The organism is Citrobacter amalonaticus Y19, from assembly GCF_000981805.1.
In the GTDB taxonomy this organism is placed as follows: domain Bacteria; phylum Pseudomonadota; class Gammaproteobacteria; order Enterobacterales; family Enterobacteriaceae; genus Citrobacter_A; species Citrobacter_A amalonaticus_C.
On sequence record NZ_CP011132.1, the window covers coordinates 248,637 to 274,124 of the forward strand.

Genomic DNA, 25,488 nt, shown 5'->3' on the forward strand with positions numbered 1-25,488 from the left:
GGCAATCCGTAATATTCGCTTCGTTCCCAAGTGGAACAATGCGGAGCGGTAGTTCAGTTGGTTAGAATACCTGCCTGTCACGCAGGGGGTCGCGGGTTCGAGTCCCGTCCGTTCCGCCAAATTCTGTTCACAGGGTGTTTAAGTCCATTCTGTGATGATAAGAAACCGTATCACTGTTGAGGTGATGCGGTTTTTTTTCGTCTGAAGTCGTCCTCTCAACTCTCGTTTACCTTTTGCGTAATGAAAGCACCTGCCGCGTTATTGACGATTCCCGCTACGGAATAGATTCTGGGGGTATTCCAAAAAGTCAGAGGGGGCACACATGCTCCAGCGTCATGATTTACTGCACATCAGCGTTCCGGCGGCGCAGCGTATTTTTTCACGGTGGCGGACATCCCGGGTTGCCTGGCAGCAGGCATTTGCGGCGGGAGAACTGCCTGGCATTGTACGTCGTCCTGTCGAAGGGGAATCGCAGAACGACATTGCGCTGGGTTTTAGTTTCCCTGAACGCATTAATGGTCAGCGCCAGCGCCTTGCCAGCACCGTCATGCCAGACGAAGTGATCTGCCGCCTGACGCCATTTGAGATAGCACAAAGAACCTTTGCCACCCGAACACCCGCGCTCATGGCGCTGGCCGATCTGCGGGAACGCTTTACTCTCCTGGAATGTGTACCGGGCGTATGGGGATCGACGGCATTAGAGATTGTCAGTGGTTTTCACTATACGGATGGTCAATCCGATCTGGATATTGTGATTGATATTCACCCTGTCGATCGGTTGCGCGACGTGTATCAGTGCCTGCTGCAACTGGAGCAAACGCATCACACACGGATTGACGTTGAAGTGCGTTGGCCGACGGGATACGGCATTAATTTGAAAGAGTTCATGACGACGCAGGGACAAATACTGGGGAAGAGCCTGAACGACGTCAGGCTCTTCGATAAGCAGGCTTTGCTTGCGGGGGTGATTTGACGTTAACCGCGCAAGAAAGGGATTAGAGCTGGTAAACAAAGCCGAACACGATGGTATCGTCGGTGTTCAGTTTGGTCGCCGTCGTAAAGTCATCCCGGTCGAGTAAATTGATTTTATAGTTTGCATAGGCGGCAAGCGTATCATTGAAATAATACATTGCGCCCAGGTTGATAAACTGCAGAAGATCGTGATCCCCGCGATAGCCGCTCAAATCTTTTCCTTTACTCTGCAGGTAACCGACAGAAGGTTCAAACCCGTTACTGAAGCGATATTTGGCGACCAGTTCTGTAGCCTGCACCTTATTTGCGATATTTACCCCGCTACCAAAGGAAGTCATATTCGAGGTTTCACCGTACAGCGCGGCCAGATAAAGCCCATCTAAACGGTATTTTGCGCTGACCACAAACGATTCGGCATAAGGGCCGGTCGCCACATGGTTGCCATAATGTCGTTGTTCCCCGGTTCTGTTTGCATGCGTATAGACGCCGCCCAGTGACAAACCGAAATCAAAATCATAGGTCATCGACATCCCGTAACCATCGCCGTTTTGTTTCTGGAGAATACGGCTATTATTGGTCGTGTTTTCACCTTCGGTACCGCTATTTTTACCCTGGTATTGCAGGGCAACATCGAGCCCATCAACCAGACCGAAGAAATCCCGGTTACGCCATGTTGCCAGGTTTGTGGCGCGTTGTGACATATAGGTATCAGTATGGAAAATCGTGGCGGCACCAAATTCAGGTAAAACATCGGTCCAGGCACCGAGGTCGTACATAACCCCCCAGTTGCGACCATAGTCCAGAGAACCTAATGTCGAATAATTAAGGCCAGCAAAGGCCAGGCGCGTCCAGGAATGTTTATCTTCCCCTTCATATTTATTGGCCTGGAACTGCATCTGGAAATTGCCATATCCGGTGAGTTGCGGGGAAATTTGAGTTTCGCCACGCAAACCGAATCGGACGTAGGTATTATCACCATTTTCGTTCGCATAATCAGAAATTAGATGCGAAGCCTGAATTTTCCCATAAACCCCCAGTCGGTTACCGTCTTTGTTATATATCTCAACGGCGCTGGCAGGTACAATCATCAGGGATGAAAGAAGGAGTGCAAGTTTTTTAAACATAGAGAGTCCCTCGCAAAATAATGCGACAAATAATGTGTTGTGATTGCTTCGTTTCTGTAATTTAAAAAAGGTCGCTATTATAATAGTGCGCTAATAATTATCAGGCACATGTTTTACGGCACGGCATTACTTAACAATATTTTTCTTATAAAGCACTCGGGTTAACAACATGTTGCCGAATATGGCTACAATAATGTAAACATAGGCTGGCAGGGTCGGGAACAAGATATAGACAATCGCGGTGACCGGTAATGCATACAGCGCGATCCTCGGTTTCATCACGGTAAACTGCCCGTACAGACAACCGAAAATAGTCGGCAGAATATAGTTTTTAACCGCAGCAATCAGTGCTGGCGGCGAAACGGACAATATCCAGTCCCCCATTAAAACGGCAAGGGTCAAAAAGAACAGGTTGGTAAAAATCGAGCCAGCGATACCCAGCGTGGAGATAATTTCCGCCTGCTTAGAACCATTTTCTACACCGACGGCCATTTGGGCCGCTGCCGAGGCCGGGAGTCGAACGTTAGAAATATTGCCTGACAGAATCCCCAGATAACTGCCTGTCAATCCCAGAATGGGATAATAGGAAAAAGGTTCAACAAAATAGAATGCGCCAAATACCATCGCAATCGACAGCCAGGAAGTTAATGCGACCTCCAGAGGGGGATAAACGTCATACATGATGTAAAAGTAAAAGAGCGGCGCAAAGCTGGTTATCGTTGCCAGAAGGAAGCAGATCCGTCCTATTCTTATCGATGTTGCCGTCCAGTTGAGACCATCATTAGTCTGTTGCATCGTTTATGTCCTTCGTTATGAATAAAGGCTGGCCGCGACCATGCCAATGATAAGTGCAATACCTAAGGCATACTCTTTAAGCCAGCTTACCTTTTTGCCGAGGATCGCCAGCCCGCCCATTGCGAAGAAACCGGCAAGGCATGCCACCGTTTTATCGTTCATGGCGAGGATGAAAGGGGTTGAGAGAAAGCCGAACAGTCCCAGCATCGCCGTGACGGAGATAAGCCCCAGCCAGACTTTGTCACCTCCGCCCATTTTTTCTCTGACTTTTTCCATCCGGTGGATGAAGAAGTATCCGACGACAATCCAGCCGCAGCTGTTGATGATTGCGGTGTAAAGTCCGGAGACCATTGCGGTTAAGTTATAATTTTCTGAACCGACCGGCGCACCATAGGTTTCAGCGCCCAGGTTGATGGCTGCCAGTTCGACCGGCGCCGCCCCAATTCCGACGAAGCGCATCCAGGTTAAAGGACCGCCGATAATTGCGGTCATACTGAACACGACGACGAAAACCGAGATTGAAGGGCCAATGGAACTGAAAATTCCGCTTCTGAGACCTTTGGTACATTGGGCCTGTGTTAAACCTACGCTTGATGCGTTTTTATAAGACAATCTGATATATAACGAAGCCATTACCAGGATAATGGCGCCCAGGGGCATTGCGATCCACCAAAGTATCGGATCATTAACGATAGCAATGATGTCGGCTTCATCAATCTTCATTCACGAACACTCCTTTATTTACATCACCGGTGAAATGATTTACGAGTGAGAAAATTACGATAAATGTATATAGAACGTTAAATACATTCGCTTTTGCCAGGGGCTGGCATTTGTTCTTAAAATGTCATTTAATGTATATCGAAACGAACTTACCTAAAATGTTATGAGAATCACAAATATTACAACGTTGCTTTTAAGGTAATGGCGTTACATTTAAAGTAACGGGATGGAAAATATCATGATGCTAATGTTGAGATCAGTCACAATACGTCATGAGATTAATTTGATAATAAATGTTGTCCTACAACTTACCCTGCTTCAACAAATGGAGTTGTATGGCTGTTCTTAAATAAACGCGAATGCGTTTGTAGGAAAAATCAATTTCAGAGGGCAACATGAATAAAATCAATAATCCGATTACGGAAATGAGCGCCCTGGCGCTTTCCGACAGCATCAAATCCAGGGAGGTATCATGTGTTGAAGTCATGAATGCTTATTTGGATAAAATTGAAGTTCTTAACCCAAAAGTCAATGCCATTGTCTCCTTGCAGGACAGGGATGATTTAGTGGAGCAGGCCAGAAATAAGGATAAACAACTGGCCAATGGTCAGTATATGGGGTGGATGCACGGTTTTCCTCACGCCGTTAAGGATTTATCTGCGGTAAAAGGGATTGCTCTGACAAACGGTTCTCCCATTTTTAAGGATTTCATCGCGCCTAATGATTCAGTCATGGTTGAACGCATCAGAAACAAAGGGGCCATTTTTATCGGTAAAACTAACACGCCGGAGTTTGGGCTGGGTTCGAACACGATAAATAATGTTTTTGGCACCACCTGGAACGCCTGGGATCAGACGAAATCATCGGGGGGCAGCAGCGGCGGTGCGGCGGTTGCGCTGGCATTGCAGATGCTGCCGGTGGCGGACGGCAGCGACATGATGGGGTCGCTGCGTAACCCTGCGGCCTGGAACAACATCATTGGTTTCAGACCGAGTCAGGGACGCGTACCCTTTGGGCCGACACCAGAGGTTTTTGTAAGCCAGCTGGGGCTTGAAGGGCCAATGGGACGTAACATCGCGGATACGGCTCGTTTGCTGCAAACCCAGTCGGGCTATGATGCGCGAGTTCCATTGTCGCTAGGTCAACCCCTGGCACCATTCACCCCGCCCGAGCGCAAACTGCGCATTGGCTGGCTTGCCGATTTAAACGGCGCGCTGCCGATGGAAGAGGGCGTTCTGAGCCTTTGCGAAAACGCCTTAAAAGTCTTTGAGAAACTGGGTCACAGCGTCGAACCTGTAAAACTGGATGTCACGGCTGAACAGATGTGGGAGACCTGGCTGGTCTGGCGTCACTGGATTGTCTCTAACGGTTTACGTCCACTGTATGACAAACCTGAAACCCGCGCGTTGCTGAAACCGCAGGCGGTCTGGGAAGTTGAGGGTGGACTGGAATTGACGGCTCGCGATGCCTACCTCGCCTCCGTGCAGCGTAGCACTATCTACCAGGCGTTCAATAAGCTGTTCGCGGAATATGACATTGTTGTTCTGCCGACGGCGCAAATCTTCCCCTTCGATCCTTCTCAACACTCACCGCAGGAAGTGGCAGGAAAACAAATGGATACGTATCACCGCTATATGGAAGTGGTGGTGCCTGCAACCCTGATTGGCAGTCCATCTCTTAGCGTTCCTGTCGGCTTCAATGCCCAGGGATTACCGATGGGGATGCAACTGATTGGCCCTCATGCCCATGATATGGAAGTGTTGAGCATTGGTCAGATCTACGAACAAGAAACACGCTGGAATCTGGATTATCGGCCGAAGCTGCTGCAGCCGTAATTATTGAACATTTGCCTTTTACCGGGATGCGTATCCCGGTTTTTTTCGCACTGAATAAAGTAATGAATATCACAATCAGAAATAAAGTCAGGCAGGGGAAACAGACAGGAAATGGCGGAATAAAAAGTGACGCCACTGAAAACAGTGGCGTGTGAGAAAAGTGGCGTGGCTTAAATGTTATGGTTCAATTTCAAATAATGGCGAGCCCGGGTTAACACGGTCACCCACGTTCACCGAAATAGATTTAATAGTGCCGGCTTCATGTGCAGGGATAGGCATTTTCATTTTCATGGCTTCCATGACCAGAACCTGTTGACCTTTGGCAACGTTATCACCCACAGCACACAGGATTTCTTCAACAATGCCAGGTACTTTTGATTTCATTTCAGACATAACGACATCCTTTTTTTATAAGAAATAATTAAATGATTTACGAGGCAAAAAACCTGGTATTCTGAAAACGATTTATTATTATCGTTACGATGATAATTACCTGTTCAAAGAATAATTTCAATGACTGACGGCCTGGTTTTCGCCAACATAAATGATGTTTGGTTACCTAAAAGGTAACGATATTGCGACCTGCATTTATTAACCCTGGCAACAGAATTGCTAGCGGCGTTTCAGCCACGCCGGATCGCTCTTGGATTGCCTTTCATAATTGAGTTGCGCCTGTACCAGTGTATCAAACAGTCCAGTGGCAACCGGACCGCGAATCGTCGCGACGCACACCGGTGCCGGTGTTTCATCCGGTGGCTGGCCGGGCACCAGTTTTAATTCGGTGACATCGGCGGTTAGCACCAGATGAGTGGCGACTTTAACAATGCATCCCTTAATGCGAAGCAGCGTACGCGCGGTTCTTTCCATCAGTTCGCGCGAATGGTTCGGGGTGGCTGCTATCACCACTTCATAATTTGGCTGTGTACGTTGTCTTTTATACGTCAGTAATTTTCCCTGCCTGTTGCAGATATGTCCCTGAGGACTGACCGGGAAGCTATCGCCAGTCGGTAATCCCCCCACGATCATCTCGACATAATCCTGACCGTAAGGAGACGTCACCAGGCTCAGATCATCGCGCAGAAACTGGCCATCCAGCGTCAACCAACCAAATTCCTGACTGCCATAGAGATCGTGGACGGTAAAATTAAACTCGCTGGCGAGTTCCAGTAATTCAGGATCCAGAGGGGTTCCGGCAGTAAGCAGGCACAGTTTTTCAGGCAATAACCCGGCGAGATCCATCGTTTTTGCCTGCTTTAGCGTGGCGCGCAGAAACGAAGACTCTCCCAGTACGACCTGGTAATTTTCTTTGATCAGCGCCAGCAGCAGCGCATCCTGGCAGGAGCGCAACAAAAAGCTGTGGCTAACCCCTGCTTCAACCAGTGAATCCGGCGTAAAGACGTTGAGCAGCGGGGGATAGGTCACCAGCATCCGCTCGCCAGGCATAATGCCCGCAAGCTGAAGTGCTTTGCAGCCTGCCGCAATCCGCTGTGGCATCTCTTCATGGGTGATGCCGACAATGTTCTGAAATGCGCTGGAGCCGGTGGTAAAGGTCACACAGGCCAGGTTCAACGGCGTATGGATCTGTTCAATCACGTGCGCGCTGGTGGGACCGTCGATGCCCTTGCTACCTAAGGTTCGCTGAGGCATCTGCGCAAGCGTGGGTACAGTGCTGATCTCCTGTACCATCATTTCCAGCATCCTGAGTTTATCCTGCATCCGCAACCTCCCTACGGCGTGAACCGACAACTCGTGAATCCTGCGTTACCCCGGGGGAACACGGCTGACGCATTCCCCCGAAGACCTTACTCATTTCCCGTGGTGCGAAACCGTCAGGCTTTACGCCTGGATATAGCGCTCCACGACATCCTCGAACTGCTGCTGCATCAACGCTTGTACCGCAGTTCGAATCTTACGTCCCCCGCGATGGAAACCGAGTCTTCCGCGACCTTCAGGGCCAAGCAGGTGTTGTTGTCCCTCACATTTTAACGCCCGAATTTCTGTCATGTGCTGAAGCAACGCATCGCGCATCTGGTCGAGTTCATCGATCTGCTGTTCTATACCGCCGAGGTGGTAAAAGAACTGCGGACCTGCGGCAAACACCGGGTTACTGGTCGCTAACTCGCTTAGCCGCTCAAGACTTTGCCGGGTGATGCGCGCAATACTGGTCAGCGGCATAACGTGGATCATCGTGTTGAATTTGCTGCTGAGGCTCAGAATGCGATCCGCCTGTAAGCCGTGGCACAGGAATGCACCACTGATGGCGCGACCGATCACCAGCGCAATGACGGGATGTCCCGCTTTGCGGGCCTCAGCCAGTGCCAGTTGATAAGCCCCTGTCGCCTTATTCATACCAATAATTTCTTCGACTTTTCCCGGCCCGTTCCCCGGGGTATCGACGATCAGCAACAATGTCCGTTTGTCAGCGATGGGCTTGTTGGCGTCGGCGGCAATCGAGCAATACACGGCGCGGGCCATTTTATAGGCTTCTTCCAGACCGATAATGCCAGCGTAGACCACCGGAAAGCGCGGATTGAAAGCCATTGCGTCATTGGCGATGACCGTGCAGGTGCGTCCCCCCAGTTGCGCAGAACCCACCACTGCACCAGGACCGTAGTCTTCGCAAGGGAGGGTAAACGCCGGTAACTGATTTTCCTGAAAACTGTCGGGATCGACCAGCATGTCGATAGCGGCGCGTCCCTGACCCATTAAAGTCTCCATTGTTTTCTCCTTAGCGATCGGATGTAGAAGGGGTGAAACGTTGGGTCGTGGCTAAAAATTCTGCCAGCGGCATATCCACCAGTGCCTGCGCGGGTTCATTGCCAGCCGCCCGCCAGACATCCACCGAATCCGTTGGCTGGAGTTCGCTGACCGCCGCGACTGTGGCCATCTGCCTTGAAACCAGTTCAGGGCTACCGATCCGTCTTAATGCTTCGATCTCCGCTATGGTCATTCCGGCAATCTTCTGCACCTGGGCGCGGAACGCGTCAATGCTGTCTTCAACAAGGAAATTACAGTCGCCCATGATGTATTTATGTTTCCCACCGGTAGTGCGGAACACCAGGGCGCGATCGGAAGCGTCAAATTCGTCGCGCCCCATTTCCTGCTCAATGACTTCCGGGCCGGTTAGCCCAATGCGGCTGAACTGGCTCATGACGATGACATCGGTGGCGGCGGCAACGAAACCCATGCCGCCGAAACATCCCAGCTTACTGCCCACCAGTGCCACGACAGGGATTTTATGGCGAAGATCCTGAAGCAAATCCATCACCTCGGCGTGGGCCAGCAAACCCGCGTTCGCCTCATGCAACCGCACGCCGCCGGTTTCAAAAGAGATCAGCACCAGGGGACATTTTTCAGCTTGCGGTGGCGCACCGTTGTGGCTTAACCGCTGGTACAGCTCAAGCGCCAGCTTCAACGCGCCGGCCATTTTGGCACCGCCCACTTCGCCAATCGAACCACCGATAAAGCGGCCTTCCTGGGAGATAACGAGGGTCGGGCGACGACCTAGTAGTCCAATGCCGGTCACGATGCCGTCATCAAATTCAATAGCCTCGCCCAGCACCGGAAGATGCGGGCTGGTACATCTGTCCGCCGGACCGGCGAATTCGGTAAAAGTCCCCTCGTCGACTAAGCCGTAAGCCCGGGTGCGGGCATTAGCTTCGAGATAGCTTTTTGCGCCGGAGGAATCGTTCGCCGGCTCCAGTTCAGCCAGCGCCTGTTGTAAACGCAGGGCGACGACGGCGGGTGGTGCGTTATTGTCATTAATGCTGATGAGCACGTCACCCAGTTGGCTCTCGTCGATAAAACGTGTCATAACCCGACGCCAGATATCATCGAACCCGGTGATGGGGGTGTTGATGCAGATGTTCGCTTTGCCATTCAGGCTCTGGCTCTCAATCAGTACCTCCAGATCGCCGGATCCCACGACGCCAAAGTGCACCATTGGCCGGGATAACGGGCGCGGAGTCGCCGCACTACACCACATATTCAGTCGGTTTAACGCCATTTCTTCTTCTCCTGAATTACCAGTTACGGAACCGTGATGGTGGGTTGTACAAGCCACCTGACCAGTCCATCAATTCCTTGATATTTTTGGCTGCCAGCAGCGAACGGTTCGCGCGTCGACGGTCGATACCCAGATCTTCCGGCGTTTTGACCAACCCAAGTTCGCGCAACCGGGCCGTTTCGGCGGGATCCGCCTGCAGACCGAGTTCGGTGTAACCGGCAACGGCGCGAATGGCCGCCATCCGCTGCTCCTGACCGACACAGCGATGCAGATAGGCAATGCCTTCTTCGCTGAGGATATGCGTGACATCATCGGCGTAAACCATCACCGGCGGTAACGGCAGGTTGGCATTTTCTGCCAGTTGCCAGGCGTCGAGGCGATCGACAAACGCCGGTGCCCTTTTTTCCCGGAAGGTTTCCTGAATCTGCACGACCAGGCGCTTGCCGCGCGGCATATCACCCAGTAATTCTTGCTGGGTGGCCGCGAACTCCTCACCGCACTTCAGCCAGGCTTCTGTGGTATGACGGCGTCCTTTGGCGTCGCATCCCATATTGGGCGCGCCGCCAAAGCCCGCGACCCTGTCTGCCGTCGCGGTGCTGCTGTTGCCGTATTTGTCGATTTGCAGCGTGCCGCCGATGAACATATCGAGGGCGTAATGTCCGGCCGTCTGGGCAAAGGCCCGGTTGGAACGCAGCGTGCCATCGGGCCCGATGGCGAAAATGTCCGGACGCTGGCTCACGTAATTTTCCATGCCCAGCTCGCCGCCGAAGCAATGGATCGCCTCAAGCCAGCCGCTTTCTATCGCCGGGATCAGCGTCGGATGAGGGTTCAGCACCATGTGGGTACAGACTTTTCCCTTTAACCCCAACTCCTCGCCATAGGTGGGAAGTAAAAGCTCAATGGCGGCAGTGAAAAAACCAATGCCGTGGTTGATGCGTTTGACGCCATATTCGGCATAAATCCCCTTCAGCGCCATCATTGCCATCAGGACATGCGTGTCGGTAATTAATGCCGGATCGCGGGTAAACAGCGGCTCGATATAAAAAGGGCGCGGCGACTCAATCACCACATCAACCCAGTCGCCGGGAATATCCACGCGCGGGACTTTGTCGACGATCTTATTCGCCTGGGCAATGACGATGCCCTGACGAAATTTCGTCGCTTCAACGATGGCAGGGGTATCTTCCGTATTAAAACCGGTGTACAGATTGCCTTCGCGATCGGCCTCATACGCCGTGACCAGCGAGACGCGCGGGGACAAATCGATAAAGTAGCGAGCAAACAGTTCCAGGTACGTATGAATAGCGCCGAGCTTGATCTTACCTTCCCGAATGGCGGTGGCGAGATGCTCTGATTGCGGCCCCGCGTAAGCAAAGTCGAGTTTCTCGGCGATCCCGCGTTCAAAGAGTTCCAGATGCGCGGCCAGAGGAACGGCGGATTGCACCATATGCAGATGATTTATTTTTTCTTTATCAACCTTGCACAATGCTTCGGCCAGAAAATCAGCCTGTTTCTGGTTGTTCCCTTCAATGTTAATTCTGTCGCCTGCACGGATAACGCCTTCCAGCAATGTAACGGTGTCCGCCGCATCAATTTCTTTCCCTTGTTTGAATAGCGACTGTATTTGCGCCATACGCTGCCGGGTGTCTTCCTGTAATGTATTCCATTTTTTTACTTCAGACATACCAATATCTCCAGTATATAAATAGTCTCATTGATTAATCAGGTCGTTGGATATTGATAAAAACCGTTACGGTAAAATAGTGACCACGGAGAATGTGGTCATAAATATCCCGGCAGCGACGGCGGAGACAATAATTCCGCTGATCGTTGTGCCTATGGCAACCGGTAAAATAACGCTGTAGGGGTTTTCCGCTGTGACTTCATACTGCGCAATTTTGGCGCAGGTTGGCATACAAGAGACGCCAGAAATACCGACCACCGGGTTATAGCTGTAATTCTTGCGACGTGACAGGAAATAAATAAACCAGCCGCCGGCTAATGCGCCAATGCCCGAAATAACCAGTGCGCCGATACCCAGCACCAGAATAATGCCAACCTTCGGATCCATCAGGGTCTGCGCACTGCACAATGTTCCCAACAGAAGACTCAGGAAGAAGGTGGCGCTGTAGGTGATCGTACTTTCCAGCAGCTTGTGATACGGGAGAATATCCGCCTCTTTAATCGCCATCCCGACGAAGAATGACAGCAGTAATGGCGCGGCCGCCGGCAGCAACAAACAGAGCAGGGTACACATGGAGATGATGAAAATGAATTTCGCCTTTTTGGACACCTGCGGGTATTCCATTTCCGTCTCAACGCCGCGGAATTTTTTCGGCACCATCAGGCGAACCAGATAAGGGAAACCGGCGTAGGCCAGCGTCAGGTACAAATAGGCGATAATCGCAATGGGAACAAACAGATTCGGTGACATAATCAGTGCCGAGAACATCACTAATGGACCATCTGCGCCGCCGATAGTGGCGATAGCTGCGGCTTCATTGAGCGGCAGACCAAAGAACTGATAGCCGATAACCAGCATGACAAACGTACCGAGTTCGGCAAACAGCGCGACGATAATGCTGGCCCAGGGTCTGGCAAGCAGAAAACTGACATCACTCATCGTGCCGATGCCAAGATAAATTAAACAGCCTATCAGACCATTACTGAATGTCAGGGCGTAAATGGGTTGCAGGAAGTTCACCTGCATCAACGACATTAATTCGTTGGTTTCACTGACCATGGGATCCAGCATGATGGTGCCGATGGAGCCATTATTCAGAAATAACACGCCAGCGTTAATGGCGATCATTCCCAGACCCATGGGTACCATAATTAACGGATCCAGCTTCCGTTTAAAGCCGAGATAAGCGAGGGCGAAACCGCACACAATGAGCAGGAAACGGACCAGGGCGATCAGCGGATCTTCAGTAAAAAAAGTCCCGATGCCCGAGAAGAGGCGTAATAATATCTCCATGATTAATTCCTTATTTTATTATTAGTCGTCATCACGAATATTTAATTTATTCATGGCTTTGTTTAATCCAACGACGATCCCCATAACGGCAAATGAAATGGCGATAGTGATGCAATAACAAATCAACGCATATTGATAAATGCTCATATTCTCTCCTGGGTAACGTCGGTGGGAAAATGTGAATGGCATAGCAGATACATTGCGATGCTCAGGGCTAACAGATCCGCTGAACCGCCAGGGCTAATTCTGTGCTGACAGCACCATTCGTTAAGCTGGTGAATACGCGCCTCACCTCCTGGAGCGCTAATCCCGCCGCGATGAACAATGTCTGACGCGCGGAGTTTCAGTTCAGCCAGTTGTTGCGGCCCGGTTCGCCACAATACGTTCGTGTCTTCACACTGTGTCATCAGCATCAGGAGACAATCGACTAACGCATGACGTAAAGGCAGTCTCTTATTGAACGCCGCGATTAGCGCCGGATAGCCAATCTGAACGATCGTGGGGAAGCCCTGTTCAGCCTCGCCGCGGATCCCGGTAACGCCGTATTTCGTAAACAAGATCTCACCGGCCGTCTGCGCTGGACGGGTTTTCAAAACAGCAAAATCAGATTCGCATAACCCCTGGCAGAGTTGGCGGATGCAATGGGTTAGTGACATGCTATTAATGGGTTGATTCAGGCCAGATAAATAACCTGCCGCGCAGGCAAGAACAGAGCCAGAAAACAGGATCCCGCGCTGTGTGTTGATTCCCCGGGTTACTTCAAGCAGGCGATTCTCGTAATCAATACCAATCGGTCTAATCTTTTTTAACAGTCGTGACAAAGGTTTGCGATGCGTGAACCCGACCTCGGCGCACAGCGTGAAACAGGGCGCAATCGCAGAAGAACTGAGCAGAAAGGTCTGCAGATTCATATCGCTGTGCGAGCCGGTTGATACCGGGGTGACCAGTCCTGGTTTTGGGAAACTGCAAACCTCAAGCAAGATGGCTTGCAGCAGCACTTCACCCACAATCGCTGGCTGAGACTGAAAATAGTTAATGGTTCTGTCATCAGGCAATGATGGCGAAAAGGTTATCTGAGTGACGTTCGTGAGTGCCTGCATTATTCTCTTCCTTTAAGAACGTTTATTCTGATTTTTTCCAATACCAGGCGAACACCACAATCGGTCATTTGCCGTTTACGATGCGATGAATACGTTAAGAATTAGAATAATTGAAAAAGGTACTGTATTTAAAAATCAGTATAAATCTGTGGTAAACACAGTCAATTACACACCGGGTTCTATCGTTACGTAAAAGGTAATGAGTGGAAAAAAAGGCAGAAGGCGGCGCTATCCGGGCATTATCGCATCCCAATAATAGTGCCGTTATTTTTTAAGGGGGGGGAGTCTAACTCTGTTTTTTATTATAGCTGCGGGAGTACATCCGGCATTCTGCAATTAAGGGTAACAGGTTGTATTCACTATTACGGGGGAACACTAATGCGATATGCTGCTTCATCTGAAAACGCGTTTCCAGGGGCAACAGTCTGACTTTATCAGAGAATAAACTTCTCATTCTCCCCGGCAACAGACCGCAACCCATGTTGGAGCTGATAAGACTCATCAGCGAGAAGACATCCTGAACCTGAACAATAACGTCAGGTTTGAAGCCAGCGATTTTAAACGCCTCCTGAAAACCATTGTAGGTGGCAAAACCTTCGGTAAGGCTGATAAATTTTTGATTGCTGTACAGCGTTAAATCGACAGGAACCTGGGGTGGCGCAGGAACATCAACCGGCGTGGCAAGAAAAATATCATCATCAAAAATCGGTAAGGTTTCAAATCTTGCCGTATCGTAGTGTTCCGGAACGGAAATTAAAATAGCATCAACCATTTGGGTATTGAGTAAGCCTAATAACTTTTGGTTCGACGCCATTAAGAGTTCGACATCAAGATTAGGTCTTCGTTGTTTTAGCCCCATGATTAAATGAGGGATGGTTTCGAGAGACAGAGAATACAGCATGCCAATTTTTAACTTACTGGACTTTTCCTTCGAGGCAGCCTGTGTAAGACGAACACAGCGTTGAAACTGTTCCAGCAGAAGGGTGGATTGCTCCTCAAGCACATTCGCACTGTCGAGCGGGAACAGCGATCGGCCCTGGTGAATAAAAAGGGCACAGCGCAGGTCTTCTTCCAGCGCATGAAGCGTGCGGTGAACGCTGACTTTACTGATATTGAGTGTTTCAGCGGTCTTCGTCACATTCCGGTTTTGCATGTAAGAAAGAAAAATCTCTAATTTTCTTAAAGTGATCCCATTAAACATAACTGGTTTCCTTCTGCTGATGAATTCTGCCATTACATGCGTTTTACCATTACATATATCATCTCATGAGGTCGTTCAGACTAAGGATATGTATTTTTGTGAAGTGCTGCACGTAAGTTATTTTATGAGAAATTAACGTTCACTTTCTAATAATCCTGGTCGCATTTTTGAAAAGTGGAGGACATCCAGAAATAATACTGTTGATAATGTGTTTCATCCTGGTGAAAGGACGATAACAAAATCCTATAGCATTCTGAAAGATAACGCAGAGTTTATTTGAATAGCTTTTAGGTTACTTCATTACATTACAGGTAATGAATGCGAATATCACAGGTCTGGTGCCTGAAGGGGGAGTGCCATATATTACCTTATGTCTGCGCAGGAAAACGAAAATTCAGAAAATTCGCGCGTTACGCGGATAATGAAAACGGGTAGCGGAACATTTTTCTCTACGACAACTCTGTTCGACAGAATGATACAACTGTTAATCCCATTGACGAGTGATCTCATGTCAAATAAAGCCAAATACAGTGTGATGGTGGCAGTGGGGGCAATGACGACAGGCATGTTGCCCACGATGATAAAACTTGGATTATCCGCAGGGGTAAGCCTGAGTCATTTAATGTTCGCATCGGTCAGCATCAGTTTTGTGATTTTTGCCATCATCCTGGTTTCGTTTCGGCAATATTCGATCAGCAAGACAAAACGCATTCGACTTTTCCTCGTGGGATTAACCATGGGGCTGACGGCCTGGACGTTTACGAAAACGGTGGAGTGTCTACCGGCATCGGTCGCCGTTGTCCTGCAGTTCCAGTTCGTCTGGATAGGTGTGCTTCTGGACGCGGTGTACCGCAAACAGTGGCCTGGCGGGCGTCGCTGGTTGATGATTGCGCTGATATTATCTGCAACGGTGCTGGCGGCGGGGGTACTTAGCGACTTTGATCATTTTTATCTCACCTGGAGTGGTGTGGCATTCGGCCTTCTTTGCGCAATTTGTTATTCATTTTTCCTCTTTTTCAATGCGCATGTCGTCTCTGATGCGCACTGGTCGCAGCGCACGTTCTATATCATGGTGGGGTGTTTAGCCTCGACGCTGGTATTGATATTACCGGACCTCGAGTGGACGCTGTCAGGAGAAACATTCGGTGCAGCAATGCTGTATGGCGGATTAATGGCCGTACTTGGTTACGCCATCCCGATCGTTTTCTTTGCGATTGGTATTCCGCGTATTGGCAGTGGCATCAGTTCGATTCTTTGTGCCTGCGAACTCCCGATGGCCGTCATTGTCGCGATGTTGATTCTGGGGGAGAAAATCGCCTGGCTGCAATGGGTGGGCGTGGTGATCATCTTTGTCAGCCTGTTTATCCGGGAACCTGACGCCGAACCCGCCCCACAGCAGTAGACATTTTTTGTCCGGTTCCCATAGGAAGAGGGGATCAGCGCAGGATAAACGGGTCGGCATCCTGCCAGGCCGGGAAGGTTTCCCGGTACTCTTTCAACGCGCTCAGCGACAGTTCAGCATCAATGCGCGTGGCGTGGTGGGCTTCCGCCGTGGCGATCACTTCTCCCTGGGGATTGATGACCCGACTGTCTCCACGATAATGTTGGCCGTTACCGTCTGTGCCGACGCGGTTGCACCCGGCAACATATGCCTGATTTTCGATAGCGCGTGCCGCCAGCAGTGTCTGCCAGTGCAGAGAGCGGGGAGCCGGCCAGTTGGCGACATACAGCGCCAGATCGTAATCATTAAGATTGCGTGACCACACCGGGAAACGCAGGTCATAACATACCAGCGGGAGAATGCGCCATCCGCGCCATTCCACGATCGCGCGGCGGTTGCCTGGCTGGTAATGATGATGTTCGTCCGCCATACGAAACAGGTGGCGTTTGTCAGAAAAGTGAACTGTTCCGTGCGGCTCAACCAGGAAAAAACGGTTTACTGCCCCCTGCTCGCTGGAGATGGCGGCACTTCCGGCCACCAGCGCATCGGTCTGTTGCGCTTTATCGCGCAGCCAGGCGATAAGCGTTTCTTCCGCGAGCGACTGCCCGGCGGCTTCCATCGCAAAGCCGGTGGTGAACATCTCCGGTAAAACAATCAGGTCGCGTCCGGTCACGGCTTCCAGTTGACGGTCGAAGTGGCGCAAATTGGCCGGGCCATCCATCCAGACCAGCGGTTGTTGCAGCAGCGTAATTTTCAAACCAGGCACGGTAGGCTCTCCTTGTTGAACAGCATTCTGACACTGTAGCACGTGCTTTCAGGAAACGCGGGCGATAAAAAGCCCCGCCGAAGCGAGGCTAAAAGGTCATGCGTAAGCGTTAAGCGGCTTCGACTTTACGCACTTTCTCTGCCAGCTTTACCGGCTTCGTCGCCAGCTCTTCTGGAGCAAAATCATCCACATTGATGCTGCGCAGACGGCTTTCTTCCGCCTTGACCAGAATGGCCGCTTCCTCTTTGTCGATTAAGCCTTTTGCCAGGGCGTTTTGCGCCAGCGCATCCAGACGGGTGAACGGCAGGTTTTTGCCAATTTCTTTGCAAATACGCTGGTGGATCGGGTCGGCAGCCATCACGTCCAGCAGCGCCTCTTCCAGTAATCCCACCGGGTTATGCTCGCTCGGCGTCAGGTACTGACCACGACCAATGCGATCGCGGGTGGCGCTCGGAACCTGCAAAATCTTCGCGACTTTGTGATCCAGCTTGTCCGACGGGGCCTGATAGTGACGACCGGTCGGGAAGATAACGACCTTCAGCAGCCCGGCGACCAGACGGTTCGGGAAGTTTTGCAGCAGATCGTCAATCGCCTGTTCCGCTTTATACAGCGCATCCTGAGCGCCCCAGTGCACCAGCGGCAGGTCGGCTTCATGGCGGCCTTCATCGTCATAACGCTTCAGTACCGCAGAGGCCAGATACAACTGACTCAACACATCACCCAGACGGGCGGAGATACGCTCGCGGCGTTTCAGGCTACCGCCCAGCACCGCCATTGAAACATCGGAGAGCAGCGCGAGGTTCGCACTCAGACGGTTAAGGTGCTGATAATAACGCTTCGTTGCATCACGGGTAGGCGTGTGACTGGTCAAGCCGCGCGTCAGACCCAGCCAGAAGCTGCGCATCTTGTTGCTGCCAACGTGGCCGATATGTTTGAACAGCAATTTGTCGAACGCATTCACATCGTTGTTCTGCGCTGCCGCCATCTCTTCCAGCACATACGGATGGCAACGAATCGCCCCCTGACCGAAGATCATCATGCTGCGGGTCAGGATGTTGGCACCTTCCACGGTGATAGCAATCGGTGCGCCCTGGTAGGCCCGTGCGAGGAAGTTACCTTCGCCGAGCATAATGCCCTTGCCGCCGGTAATATCCATCGCGTCGATAATCGACTGCTGACCACGATGGGTACAGTGATACTTCACGATGGCCGACAGCACTGCCGGTTTCTCGCCCAGCATAATGCCGTAGGTGATGAGGGACGCTGCGGCATCCATCACGTAAGCGTTACCGGCAATACGTGCCAGCGGTTCTTCGATCCCTTCCATCTTACCGATGGAGATTTTGAATTGACGACGAATATGGGCATAGGCACCGGTCGCCATCGCGACGGATTTCACTCCGCCGGTAGAGTTTGACGGCAGCGTAATGCCGCGACCCACCGACAGACATTCCACCAGCATACGCCAGCCCTGGCCGGCCATTTTCGGGCCGCCGATGATGTAATCGATCGGCACAAACACGTCTTTACCGAGCGTTGGACCGTTCTGGAACGGGACGTTCAGCGGGAAGTGACGACGACCAATTTCCACACCCGGCGTTGAGGTAGGGATTAACGCACAGGTGATCCCCAGTTCTTCATCGCCGCCCAACAGTTTATCCGGGTCGGAAAGTTTAAATGCCAGCCCCAGGACGGTAGCGATAGGCGCAAGGGTGATATAACGCTTGTTCCAGGTCAGGCGCATTCCCAGCACCTGCTGTCCTTGCCACTCACCCATGCAGACAACACCGGTATCCGGAATGGCGCCCGCATCGGAACCCGCTTCCGGGCTGGTCAGCGCAAAGCAAGGGATCTCCTGACCGCGCGCCAGGCGGGGCAGGTAATGATCTTTCTGCTCTTGCGTACCGTAATGTTGCAACAACTCGCCTGGGCCTAAAGAGTTTGGCACACCCACGGTGATCGCCAGGATCCCGGAGACGCCGGACAATTTTTGCAGGACGCGAGACTGGGCGTAAGCCGAGAACTCCAGCCCGCCGTACTCTTTTTTAATGATCATCGCGAAGAAGCGATGTTCTTTCAGGAATGCCCACAGCTCCGGCGGCAGATCGGCCAGCTCATGGGTTATCTGAAAATCGTTCGCCATGCGGCATGCTTCTTCTACCGGGCCGTCGATGAACGCCTGCTCTTCGGCGGTCAGACGCGGTTGCGGGTAGTTGTGCAGTTTTTTCCAGTCCGGTTTGCCCTGGAACAGATCGCCTTCCCACCAGGTGGTACCGGCATCAATCGCTTCTTTCTCTGTACGTGACATTGGCGGCATGACCTTACGGAAGCCGCGGAATACCGGTGCGGAAATCATCGACTTACGCATCGGCGTAAAGTTGAACGGCACGAGGATGATGGCCAGTGGAATCAGCAGCCAGACGGACCACAGTCCGGCAACACCAAGCGCCGCGGTCCAGACGAGCAAAATCAGGCTGCTGAGAAATAAGCTCACGCGGTGATAGAACAGCGCGCCGAGCAGAACGACCGTAGCGAGAATACTCAAAATCATCATAACGAAAAGCTCCCTTGCTTGTAGGAGGTCTGACCACTTGTGATATTATGGTTGTAGTGGATGTAAAATCTTTTATCAATGCGTTTACAAAATAATTACAACAAAGCTCACATTGTTGTTGTTTTCTGCGGCACGAAAAATCAAAAGCCGTCGCCATTGATGTGGCTTATGCTTCTCGCTGCCAGTGCTATCCGGTACACTGCATCCTGTCATTTACATTCATGCTGAAGGATATCCTCATGTACCAGGATCTTATTCGTAACGAACTGAACGAAGCGGCGGAAACGCTGGCTAATTTTTTAAAAGATGACGCCAATATTCACGCTATTCAGCGCGCGGCGGTCCTGCTGGCAGACAGTTTTAAAGCGGGTGGTAAGGTACTGTCCTGCGGAAACGGCGGCTCTCATTGTGACGCCATGCACTTTGCAGAAGAGCTGACGGGGCGCTATCGCGAAAACCGTCCTGGCTATCCGGCCATTGCGATTTCCGACGTCAGCCATCTCTCCTGCGTCAGCAATGATTTCGGTTACGACTACGTCTTTTCCCGTTATGTGGAAGCCGTCGGACGCGAAGGTGATGTGCTGTTAGGCATCTCAACTTCCGGCAATTCGGGTAACGTGATCAAAGCCATCGCCGCAGCGCGCGAGAAAGGGATGAAAGTGATCACTCTGACCGGTAAAGACGGCGGTAAAATGGCCGGTACTGCCGATATCGAAATCCGCGTTCCACATTTCGGCTATGCTGACCGTATTCAGGAAATTCATATTAAAGTGATTCATATCCTGATTCAGCTGATCGAAAAAGAGATGGTTAAGTAAGTCTTCGCCGGGGGCTTGTGCCCCCGCAGTTGTGGAGGTGATGTATGTGCGAACTGCTCGGGATGAGCGCCAATGTGCCGACCGATATCTGCTTTAGTTTCACCGGGCTGGTTCAGCGGGGAGGAGGAACCGGGCCGCACAAAGACGGCTGGGGCATCACCTTCTATGAAGGCAAAGGCTGCCGGACGTTCAAAGATCCGCAACCCAGCTTTAATTCCCCCATCGCCAAACTGGTACAGGACTACCCGATCAAATCCTGCTCCGTGATTGCCCATATTCGCCAGGCGAACCGGGGTGAAGTGGCGCTGGAGAACACCCATCCCTTCACGCGTGAACTGTGGGGCCGTAACTGGACCTATGCGCACAACGGGCAACTCTCAGGCTATAAGACGCTGGAAACCGGCAATTTTCGCCCGGTCGGTGAAACCGACAGCGAAAAGGCGTTCTGCTGGCTGCTGCACAAACTCACTCAGCGCTACCCGCGCACGCCGGGCAATATGACGGCGGTGTTCAGGTATATCGCGACGCTGGCGGGTGTACTGCGTGAGAAAGGAGTCTTTAACATGCTGTTGTCAGATGGCCGCTATGTGATGGCATTCTGCTCAACGAATCTTTTCTGGATAACCCGCCGCGCGCCGTTTGGTGTGGCGACGCTACTGGATCAGGATGTGGAAATTGACTTCAGCTCAGAGACCACACCTAACGATGTGGTCACCGTGATTGCGACGCAACCGCTGACAGGAAACGAAACCTGGCAAAAGATTATGCCAGGCGAGTGGGCATTATTTTGTCTCGGGGAGCGCGTAGTTTGACGCCAGTTGCGGCTGAACCACTTCGTGACTCAACGGCTTGCTGACGACATAGCGGCCATCGACAACAGAAACGGTCGGTGGCTTGCGAGTTTGCTCAAAGTAATCGTATCCCGGCTTTAACTGCGACCAGAACTCTTTGTAATAGGAATACTTGTGGCGCTGCATATTGGCGTCGGTCATGCGGAAGGGATAAATACTGACCTGAACACTCGACTGACCAAAAACCAGCGCGCCAGTGACAAACTGGAAAATCTCATCAATACCGCTGTCGGTCATGGCATAGCAGCCAACGGAGACGCAGGCACCGTGAATCATCAGGTATTTGCCTTCGTAACCGTGCGCGCGGTCATAGGCGTTCGGGAAGCCAATATTAATGGCTTTATAAAAGCGGCTATCGGGTTTGAGCTGGCTACGCTGGACGTTATAAAAACCTTCCGGACTTTTAAAATCCCCCTGGCGCTGTTTTGGACCTAATCCGCCGGAGTAATTACAAATCTTGTAGCTGTCGAGAAGTTGATACTGTTCGCCCATCTTGACGTAGAGATCGAGCGCGCGCTCTTCCTTGAAGATCTGTATATAGACCGGCGATCCCATCAATTGCTGCTTATACTCTTTGCTGATCGGCGTCGTGGAGCTATTGCTACTCAGCAAGCCAGCGAATGACACGCACGGGATCAAAAGCATCGCAATAAATAATGCGATTTTACGCATACTGCTTGTTCCTTGATAAAACGATTGCACACGCCAGAACGGCAAATAATAAGATCCCCAAATCGGACTAATCTGGATTTGGAGCGCTCACATTAACACCACGACAGTTTTTCGCAAGCCCCTCGTGGTGCGTTTACAATTTATACTAAAACGAACTCGGATATTTCTTTTGTTGCAATCCGTCGCGTTTTACTTTAGTGCGTTCTCATCGACTTCCCATTGCAGAAAAACACTGTATACTTAAACAGTGATGTGGGAGGTGAGTGATGCGTAAAATCATACATATTGATATGGACTGTTTTTTCGCAGCGGTTGAAATGCGTGACAACCCGGCGCTGCGCGACATCCCTATTGCGATTGGTGGCAGCCGCGAGCGCAGAGGCGTCATCAGTACCGCCAACTATCCCGCCCGTAAATTTGGTGTGCGCAGCGCGATGCCAACCGGAATGGCGCTGAAGCTCTGCCCACACCTCACGTTATTACCCGGTCGCCACGAAGCCTATAAAGAAGCCTCCCGCCAGATTCAGGACATCTTTTCGCGCTACACCTCGTTAATTGAGCCGCTGTCTCTGGATGAAGCGTACCTGGATGTCACCGACAGCACGCACTGTCATGGTTCGGCAACGCTCATCGCCCAGGAGATCCGCCAGACTATCTTCAACGAACTGCAACTTACCGCCTCGGCGGGCGTGGCGCCGGTGAAGTTTCTGGCCAAAATCGCCTCCGATCTGAATAAACCCAACGGACAATATGTCATTACGCCGGAGGATGTACCGGCGTTCCTCAAAACGTTGTCACTGGGCAAAATACCCGGCGTCGGTAAAGTGTCTGCGGCAAAGCTGGAAAGTATGGGGCTACGTACCTGCGGTGATGTGCAGCAGTTCGATCTGGCGACATTACTCAAGCGCTTTGGTAAGTTTGGTCGGATACTGTGGGAGCGCTGTCAGGGCATCGACGAACGGGACGTCAATAATGAACGCTTACGCAAATCCGTTGGTGTCGAACGCACAATGGCGGAAGATATTCATGAGTGGTCCGACTGTGAAGCGATTATTGAGCGGTTATATCCGGAACTGGAACGACGGCTGGCGAAAGTGAACCCCGATCTGCTCATTGCCCGTCAGGGGGTGAAGCTAAAGTTTAATGATTTTCAGCAAACGACCCAGGAACACGTCTGGCCGCGACTGAATAAAGACGATCTGATTTCTACCGCGCGTAAAACCTGGGACGAACGCCGGGGAGGGCGGGGCGTACGTCTGGTGGGGCTGCACGTTACGCTGCTTGATCCACAACTGGAACGGCAGTTATTACTGGGGTTATAAGCGTAATGAGTAACGGGTATGAAAACTGCCGGATGGCGTTTCACTTATCCGGCCTACAAGTCTGCTGACAGTTCGTAGGCCGGATAAGGCGCAACGCGCCGCCATCCGGCAGTTTTAAAGCATAACGATCGTGACTTACTTTGTCGGAATCGCTTTCAGCAGTTCGGTCAGAAGCCGCCAGTAATGACTGACACTTTCGATATGGACCTGCTCATCCGGTGAGTGCGGACCGGTGATGGTTGGTCCGATAGAGACCATATCCATATCCGGGTATGGTTTTTTAAACAGACCGCACTCCAGACCCGCGTGGATAATCTGGATGTTCGGCGTCTTGTTGAACAGACGCTGATAGGTTTCGCGTACCAGATGCATCACCGGCGAGTTCGCATCCGGCTGCCAGCCAGGGTAGCTTCCTTTGGCTTCGGTTTTCGCGCCCGCCAGTTTGCCCAGCGAATCCAGCATGCTAACGACATAGTCTTTACCGGTGTCGATCAGCGAACGGATCAGGCAATGGATTTCGACATTGTCATCGGTCATGGTGACGACACCCACGTTCAGTGAGGTTTCAACCACGCCTTTTGCGACGTCGGAATTGCGGATCACACCGTTCGGCGTCGCGTTCAACAGACGAATAAAACCGTCGCGAGACGGCGCCGTCAGTGCCGCTTTATCGTTCGCCGCGCTCTCCAGCAGAACCACCAAGTTTTTCTCTTTTTCGGCCAGTTCGTTTTTCAGGATATCCTGATAAGCGTTGACCTGTGCTTTCAGCGCGTCGGCTTTATCCGCCGCAACGGCAACGGTGGCAAAGGCTTCACGCGGAATCGCGTTACGCAGCGTACCGCCGTTGAAATCGACCAGACGCAGATCCAGCTCTTCAGCATGACCGGCCAGGAAACGAACCAGCAGTTTGTTCGCATTGCCAAGACCGACGTGGATTTCGCCACCGGAGTGACCCCCTTTCAGCCCTTTCAGGGTCAGCTTAAAGGTCTGGAAACCCGCCGGAACGGCTTCGCGGGTCAGCGGCAGGTTAGAGGTAAAATCGATCCCCCCCGCGCAACCCATGTAGATTTCGCCTTCTTCTTCGGAGTCGGTGTTAATCAGAATGTCTGCCTGCAGCCAGTTGGCCTGCAGACCAAATGCACCGTCCATACCCGCTTCTTCTGTCATGGTCAGCAGCACTTCCAGCGGGCCGTGAACGACGCTGTCGTCAGCCAGAACGGCCAGTGCGGACGCCATGCCGATGCCGTTATCGGCACCCAACGTGGTGCCACGCGCTTTCACCCATTCGCCATCAATATAAGGCTGGATCGGATCTTTAGTGAAATCGTGCACAGTGTCGTTGTTTTTCTGCGGCACCATGTCCAGGTGCGCTTGCAGAACCACCGGTTTACGGTTTTCCATTCCCGCGCTGGCCGGTTTACGAATCAGAATGTTTCCCACCTGGTCGCGCTCGACGTGGAAACCTTTCTCGTTTGCCCAGCCGATGATGTGCTCAGCGAGTTGCTCTTCATGATAGGACGGGTGAGGAATGGAACAGATTTTTGCAAAGATATCCCACAGCGGTTGCGGCGAGAGTTGAGACAGTTCTGACACGATAAGTCTCCTTTAAAAGCACTGCAAACAAGCTTGCAGGTCACAGGGTTAGCAGGTTAGTTATTACCACAAGTCTGGCTTGCGAGATGCGCTTGAGAATACCACTTTCTGCGCCCGCTGCGAGTATAAAGCACGTAAAAAGAGGGCCCGATTCCGCGAAACACTGGTTTTTGGTGGCTCAGATCTCTATAATCTCGCGCAACCTATTTCCCCCTAGAACACTTTTTAAGCCGTAGATAAACAGGCTGGGACACTTCACATGAGCGAAAAATACGTCGTCACCTGGGACATGCTGCAGATTCATGCACGCAAGCTGGCAAACCGCCTGATGCCTTCAGAACAGTGGAAAGGCATTATTGCCGTTAGCCGTGGTGGTCTGGTGCCGGGCGCATTGCTGGCGCGTGAACTGGGCATTCGTCATGTCGATACCGTATGCATTTCCAGCTACGATCACGACAACCAGCGTGAGCTGACCATTCTCAAGCGTGCAGAAGGCGACGGTGAAGGTTTTATCGTCATCGACGATCTGGTGGATACCGGCGGTACCGCCGTGGCTATCCGTGAAATGTATCCAAAAGCACACTTTGTCACCATTTTCGCGAAACCGGCGGGCCGTCCGTTAGTCGATGATTATGTGATTGATATCCCGCAGGATACCTGGATTGAGCAGCCGTGGGACATGGGCGTGACCTTCGTTCCGCCGATTTCTGGCCGCTAATCTCTGACTTTTTCAACGCC

General features: G+C 51.7%; 23 protein-coding genes and 1 tRNA gene. 8 read left to right on the forward strand and 16 right to left on the reverse strand.

The features are described from left to right. The first annotated feature begins 42 nt into the window (after positions 1-42). Positions 43-119, forward strand: a tRNA-Asp gene (locus F384_RS01115). A 203-nt stretch (positions 120-322) separates the two neighbouring features. Further along, a complete protein-coding gene (gene mdcG, locus F384_RS01120; RefSeq protein ID WP_046475885.1) occupies positions 323-973 on the forward strand; it encodes a malonate decarboxylase holo-[acyl-carrier-protein] synthase in 651 nt (216 codons plus the stop codon). Between the two features lie 22 nt (positions 974-995). Here the strand turns inward: mdcG and F384_RS01125 are convergent, their stop codons facing one another. From F384_RS01125 to F384_RS01135, 3 genes are all read right to left on the reverse strand, one after another. Continuing rightward, entirely contained in the window at positions 996-2,096 is a 1,101-nt protein-coding gene (locus tag F384_RS01125; protein WP_046475887.1) for a porin, read from the reverse strand. Positions 2,097-2,222: 126 nt separating this feature from the next. Then, positions 2,223-2,891, reverse strand: a complete 669-nt coding sequence (locus tag F384_RS01130) for a hypothetical protein (RefSeq protein ID WP_046475890.1) — start codon at positions 2,889-2,891, stop codon at positions 2,223-2,225. Positions 2,892-2,906: 15 nt separating this feature from the next. Beyond that, entirely contained in the window at positions 2,907-3,614 is a 708-nt protein-coding gene (locus F384_RS01135; RefSeq protein ID WP_046475893.1) for a DUF5058 family protein, read from the reverse strand. 395 nt (positions 3,615-4,009) lie between these two features. On the opposite strand from F384_RS01135, the gene F384_RS01140 reads away from it, so the two are divergent. After that, entirely contained in the window at positions 4,010-5,449 is a 1,440-nt protein-coding gene (locus F384_RS01140) for an amidase (protein ID WP_046475896.1), read from the forward strand. A gap of 177 nt (positions 5,450-5,626) precedes the next feature. On the opposite strand, the gene F384_RS01145 is transcribed toward F384_RS01140, so the two are convergent. The 9 genes from F384_RS01145 to F384_RS01180 form a co-directional block, all read right to left on the reverse strand. Continuing rightward, positions 5,627-5,842, reverse strand: coding sequence for an acetyl-CoA carboxylase biotin carboxyl carrier protein subunit (locus F384_RS01145; protein WP_046475898.1), 216 nt, complete (start codon positions 5,840-5,842; stop codon positions 5,627-5,629). 219 nt (positions 5,843-6,061) lie between these two features. Continuing rightward, positions 6,062-7,165: an acyl carrier protein gene (locus F384_RS01150; RefSeq protein ID WP_046475901.1), complete on the reverse strand. Its 1,104-nt coding sequence runs from the start codon at positions 7,163-7,165 to the stop codon at positions 6,062-6,064. 120 nt (positions 7,166-7,285) lie between these two features. Further along, positions 7,286-8,167, reverse strand: a complete 882-nt coding sequence (gene mdcE / locus F384_RS01155) for a biotin-independent malonate decarboxylase subunit gamma (RefSeq protein ID WP_046475904.1) — start codon at positions 8,165-8,167, stop codon at positions 7,286-7,288. Positions 8,168-8,177: 10 nt separating this feature from the next. Continuing rightward, positions 8,178-9,455: a biotin-independent malonate decarboxylase subunit beta gene (locus tag F384_RS01160; RefSeq protein WP_226991622.1), complete on the reverse strand. Its 1,278-nt coding sequence runs from the start codon at positions 9,453-9,455 to the stop codon at positions 8,178-8,180. A gap of 16 nt (positions 9,456-9,471) precedes the next feature. Then, entirely contained in the window at positions 9,472-11,139 is a 1,668-nt protein-coding gene (mdcA, locus tag F384_RS01165; protein ID WP_046475906.1) for a malonate decarboxylase subunit alpha, read from the reverse strand. Between the two features lie 66 nt (positions 11,140-11,205). Further along, on the reverse strand, positions 11,206-12,432 hold the full coding sequence (gene madB, locus F384_RS01170) for a Na+-transporting malonate decarboxylase, carboxybiotin decarboxylase subunit (RefSeq protein WP_080949848.1): 1,227 nt from the start codon (positions 12,430-12,432) through the stop codon (positions 11,206-11,208). Between the two features lie 21 nt (positions 12,433-12,453). Further along, complete coding sequence (locus F384_RS30600) at positions 12,454-12,579, reverse strand: hypothetical protein (RefSeq protein ID WP_264371176.1); 126 nt, start codon at positions 12,577-12,579, stop codon at positions 12,454-12,456. Beyond that, a complete protein-coding gene (locus F384_RS01175; protein ID WP_080949849.1) occupies positions 12,576-13,532 on the reverse strand; it encodes a triphosphoribosyl-dephospho-CoA synthase in 957 nt (318 codons plus the stop codon). Before F384_RS01175 ends, F384_RS30600 begins: the two co-directional genes overlap by 4 nt. A gap of 286 nt (positions 13,533-13,818) precedes the next feature. After that, a complete protein-coding gene (locus F384_RS01180; protein WP_046475910.1) occupies positions 13,819-14,733 on the reverse strand; it encodes a LysR family transcriptional regulator in 915 nt (304 codons plus the stop codon). A gap of 508 nt (positions 14,734-15,241) precedes the next feature. Between F384_RS01180 and F384_RS28350 the strand changes: the two genes are divergently transcribed. Then, positions 15,242-16,135, forward strand: a complete 894-nt coding sequence (locus F384_RS28350; protein ID WP_162200228.1) for an EamA family transporter — start codon at positions 15,242-15,244, stop codon at positions 16,133-16,135. Positions 16,136-16,169: 34 nt separating this feature from the next. On the opposite strand, the gene F384_RS01190 is transcribed toward F384_RS28350, so the two are convergent. Together F384_RS01190 and fadE are read right to left on the reverse strand one after the other, a co-directional pair. After that, entirely contained in the window at positions 16,170-16,940 is a 771-nt protein-coding gene (locus F384_RS01190; RefSeq protein ID WP_046475916.1) for an amidohydrolase, read from the reverse strand. 109 nt (positions 16,941-17,049) lie between these two features. Continuing rightward, positions 17,050-19,494: an acyl-CoA dehydrogenase FadE gene (gene fadE, locus F384_RS01195; protein WP_046475919.1), complete on the reverse strand. Its 2,445-nt coding sequence runs from the start codon at positions 19,492-19,494 to the stop codon at positions 17,050-17,052. A gap of 239 nt (positions 19,495-19,733) precedes the next feature. On the opposite strand from fadE, the gene lpcA reads away from it, so the two are divergent. Next, a complete protein-coding gene (gene lpcA / locus F384_RS01200) occupies positions 19,734-20,312 on the forward strand; it encodes a D-sedoheptulose 7-phosphate isomerase (protein ID WP_046475922.1) in 579 nt (192 codons plus the stop codon). 44 nt (positions 20,313-20,356) lie between these two features. Then, positions 20,357-21,124, forward strand: a complete 768-nt coding sequence (locus F384_RS01205; RefSeq protein ID WP_046475925.1) for a class II glutamine amidotransferase — start codon at positions 20,357-20,359, stop codon at positions 21,122-21,124. Here F384_RS01205 and dpaA read toward each other — a convergent pair. Then, positions 21,095-21,835, reverse strand: a complete 741-nt coding sequence (gene dpaA, locus F384_RS01210) for a peptidoglycan meso-diaminopimelic acid protein amidase (protein ID WP_042324816.1) — start codon at positions 21,833-21,835, stop codon at positions 21,095-21,097. The two genes, F384_RS01205 and dpaA, sit on opposite strands and share 30 nt — an antisense overlap. A 266-nt stretch (positions 21,836-22,101) precedes the next feature. Between dpaA and dinB the strand changes: the two genes are divergently transcribed. Continuing rightward, positions 22,102-23,157: a DNA polymerase IV gene (gene dinB / locus F384_RS01215; protein WP_046475929.1), complete on the forward strand. Its 1,056-nt coding sequence runs from the start codon at positions 22,102-22,104 to the stop codon at positions 23,155-23,157. Between the two features lie 135 nt (positions 23,158-23,292). Here dinB and pepD read toward each other — a convergent pair whose 3' ends face one another. Beyond that, complete coding sequence (pepD, locus tag F384_RS01220; protein WP_046475932.1) at positions 23,293-24,750, reverse strand: cytosol nonspecific dipeptidase; 1,458 nt, start codon at positions 24,748-24,750, stop codon at positions 23,293-23,295. A 259-nt stretch (positions 24,751-25,009) separates the two neighbouring features. Here pepD and gpt point away from each other — a divergent pair, with 259 nt between their 5' ends. Then, the gene (gpt, locus tag F384_RS01225; RefSeq protein WP_046475933.1) at positions 25,010-25,468 is read left to right on the forward strand and encodes a xanthine phosphoribosyltransferase; all 459 of its coding nucleotides are present in this window, start codon (positions 25,010-25,012) and stop codon (positions 25,466-25,468) included. Positions 25,469-25,488: the final 20 nt, after the last annotated feature.

Bases quoted from the DNA above. Each gene is read 5' to 3' on its own strand.
- mdcG (WP_046475885.1), top strand. From the start codon at position 323: ATGCTCCAGCGTCATGATTTACTGCACATCAGCGTTCCGGCGGCGCAG.
- F384_RS01125 (WP_046475887.1), bottom strand. From the start codon at position 2,096: ATGTTTAAAAAACTTGCACTCCTTCTTTCATCCCTGATGATTGTACCT.
- F384_RS01130 (WP_046475890.1), bottom strand. From the start codon at position 2,891: ATGCAACAGACTAATGATGGTCTCAACTGGACGGCAACATCGATAAGA.
- F384_RS01135 (WP_046475893.1), bottom strand. From the start codon at position 3,614: ATGAAGATTGATGAAGCCGACATCATTGCTATCGTTAATGATCCGATA.
- F384_RS01140 (WP_046475896.1), top strand. From the start codon at position 4,010: ATGAATAAAATCAATAATCCGATTACGGAAATGAGCGCCCTGGCGCTT.
- F384_RS01145 (WP_046475898.1), bottom strand. From the start codon at position 5,842: ATGTCTGAAATGAAATCAAAAGTACCTGGCATTGTTGAAGAAATCCTG.
- F384_RS01150 (WP_046475901.1), bottom strand. From the start codon at position 7,165: ATGCAGGATAAACTCAGGATGCTGGAAATGATGGTACAGGAGATCAGC.
- mdcE (WP_046475904.1), bottom strand. From the start codon at position 8,167: ATGGAGACTTTAATGGGTCAGGGACGCGCCGCTATCGACATGCTGGTC.
- F384_RS01160 (WP_226991622.1), bottom strand. From the start codon at position 9,455: ATGGCGTTAAACCGACTGAATATGTGGTGTAGTGCGGCGACTCCGCGC.
- mdcA (WP_046475906.1), bottom strand. From the start codon at position 11,139: ATGTCTGAAGTAAAAAAATGGAATACATTACAGGAAGACACCCGGCAG.
- madB (WP_080949848.1), bottom strand. From the start codon at position 12,432: ATGGAGATATTATTACGCCTCTTCTCGGGCATCGGGACTTTTTTTACT.
- F384_RS30600 (WP_264371176.1), bottom strand. From the start codon at position 12,579: ATGAGCATTTATCAATATGCGTTGATTTGTTATTGCATCACTATCGCC.
- F384_RS01175 (WP_080949849.1), bottom strand. From the start codon at position 13,532: ATGCAGGCACTCACGAACGTCACTCAGATAACCTTTTCGCCATCATTG.
- F384_RS01180 (WP_046475910.1), bottom strand. From the start codon at position 14,733: ATGTTTAATGGGATCACTTTAAGAAAATTAGAGATTTTTCTTTCTTAC.
- F384_RS28350 (WP_162200228.1), top strand. From the start codon at position 15,242: ATGTCAAATAAAGCCAAATACAGTGTGATGGTGGCAGTGGGGGCAATG.
- fadE (WP_046475919.1), bottom strand. From the start codon at position 19,494: ATGATGATTTTGAGTATTCTCGCTACGGTCGTTCTGCTCGGCGCGCTG.
- lpcA (WP_046475922.1), top strand. From the start codon at position 19,734: ATGTACCAGGATCTTATTCGTAACGAACTGAACGAAGCGGCGGAAACG.
- F384_RS01205 (WP_046475925.1), top strand. From the start codon at position 20,357: ATGTGCGAACTGCTCGGGATGAGCGCCAATGTGCCGACCGATATCTGC.
- dpaA (WP_042324816.1), bottom strand. From the start codon at position 21,835: ATGCGTAAAATCGCATTATTTATTGCGATGCTTTTGATCCCGTGCGTG.
- dinB (WP_046475929.1), top strand. From the start codon at position 22,102: ATGCGTAAAATCATACATATTGATATGGACTGTTTTTTCGCAGCGGTT.
- gpt (WP_046475933.1), top strand. From the start codon at position 25,010: ATGAGCGAAAAATACGTCGTCACCTGGGACATGCTGCAGATTCATGCA.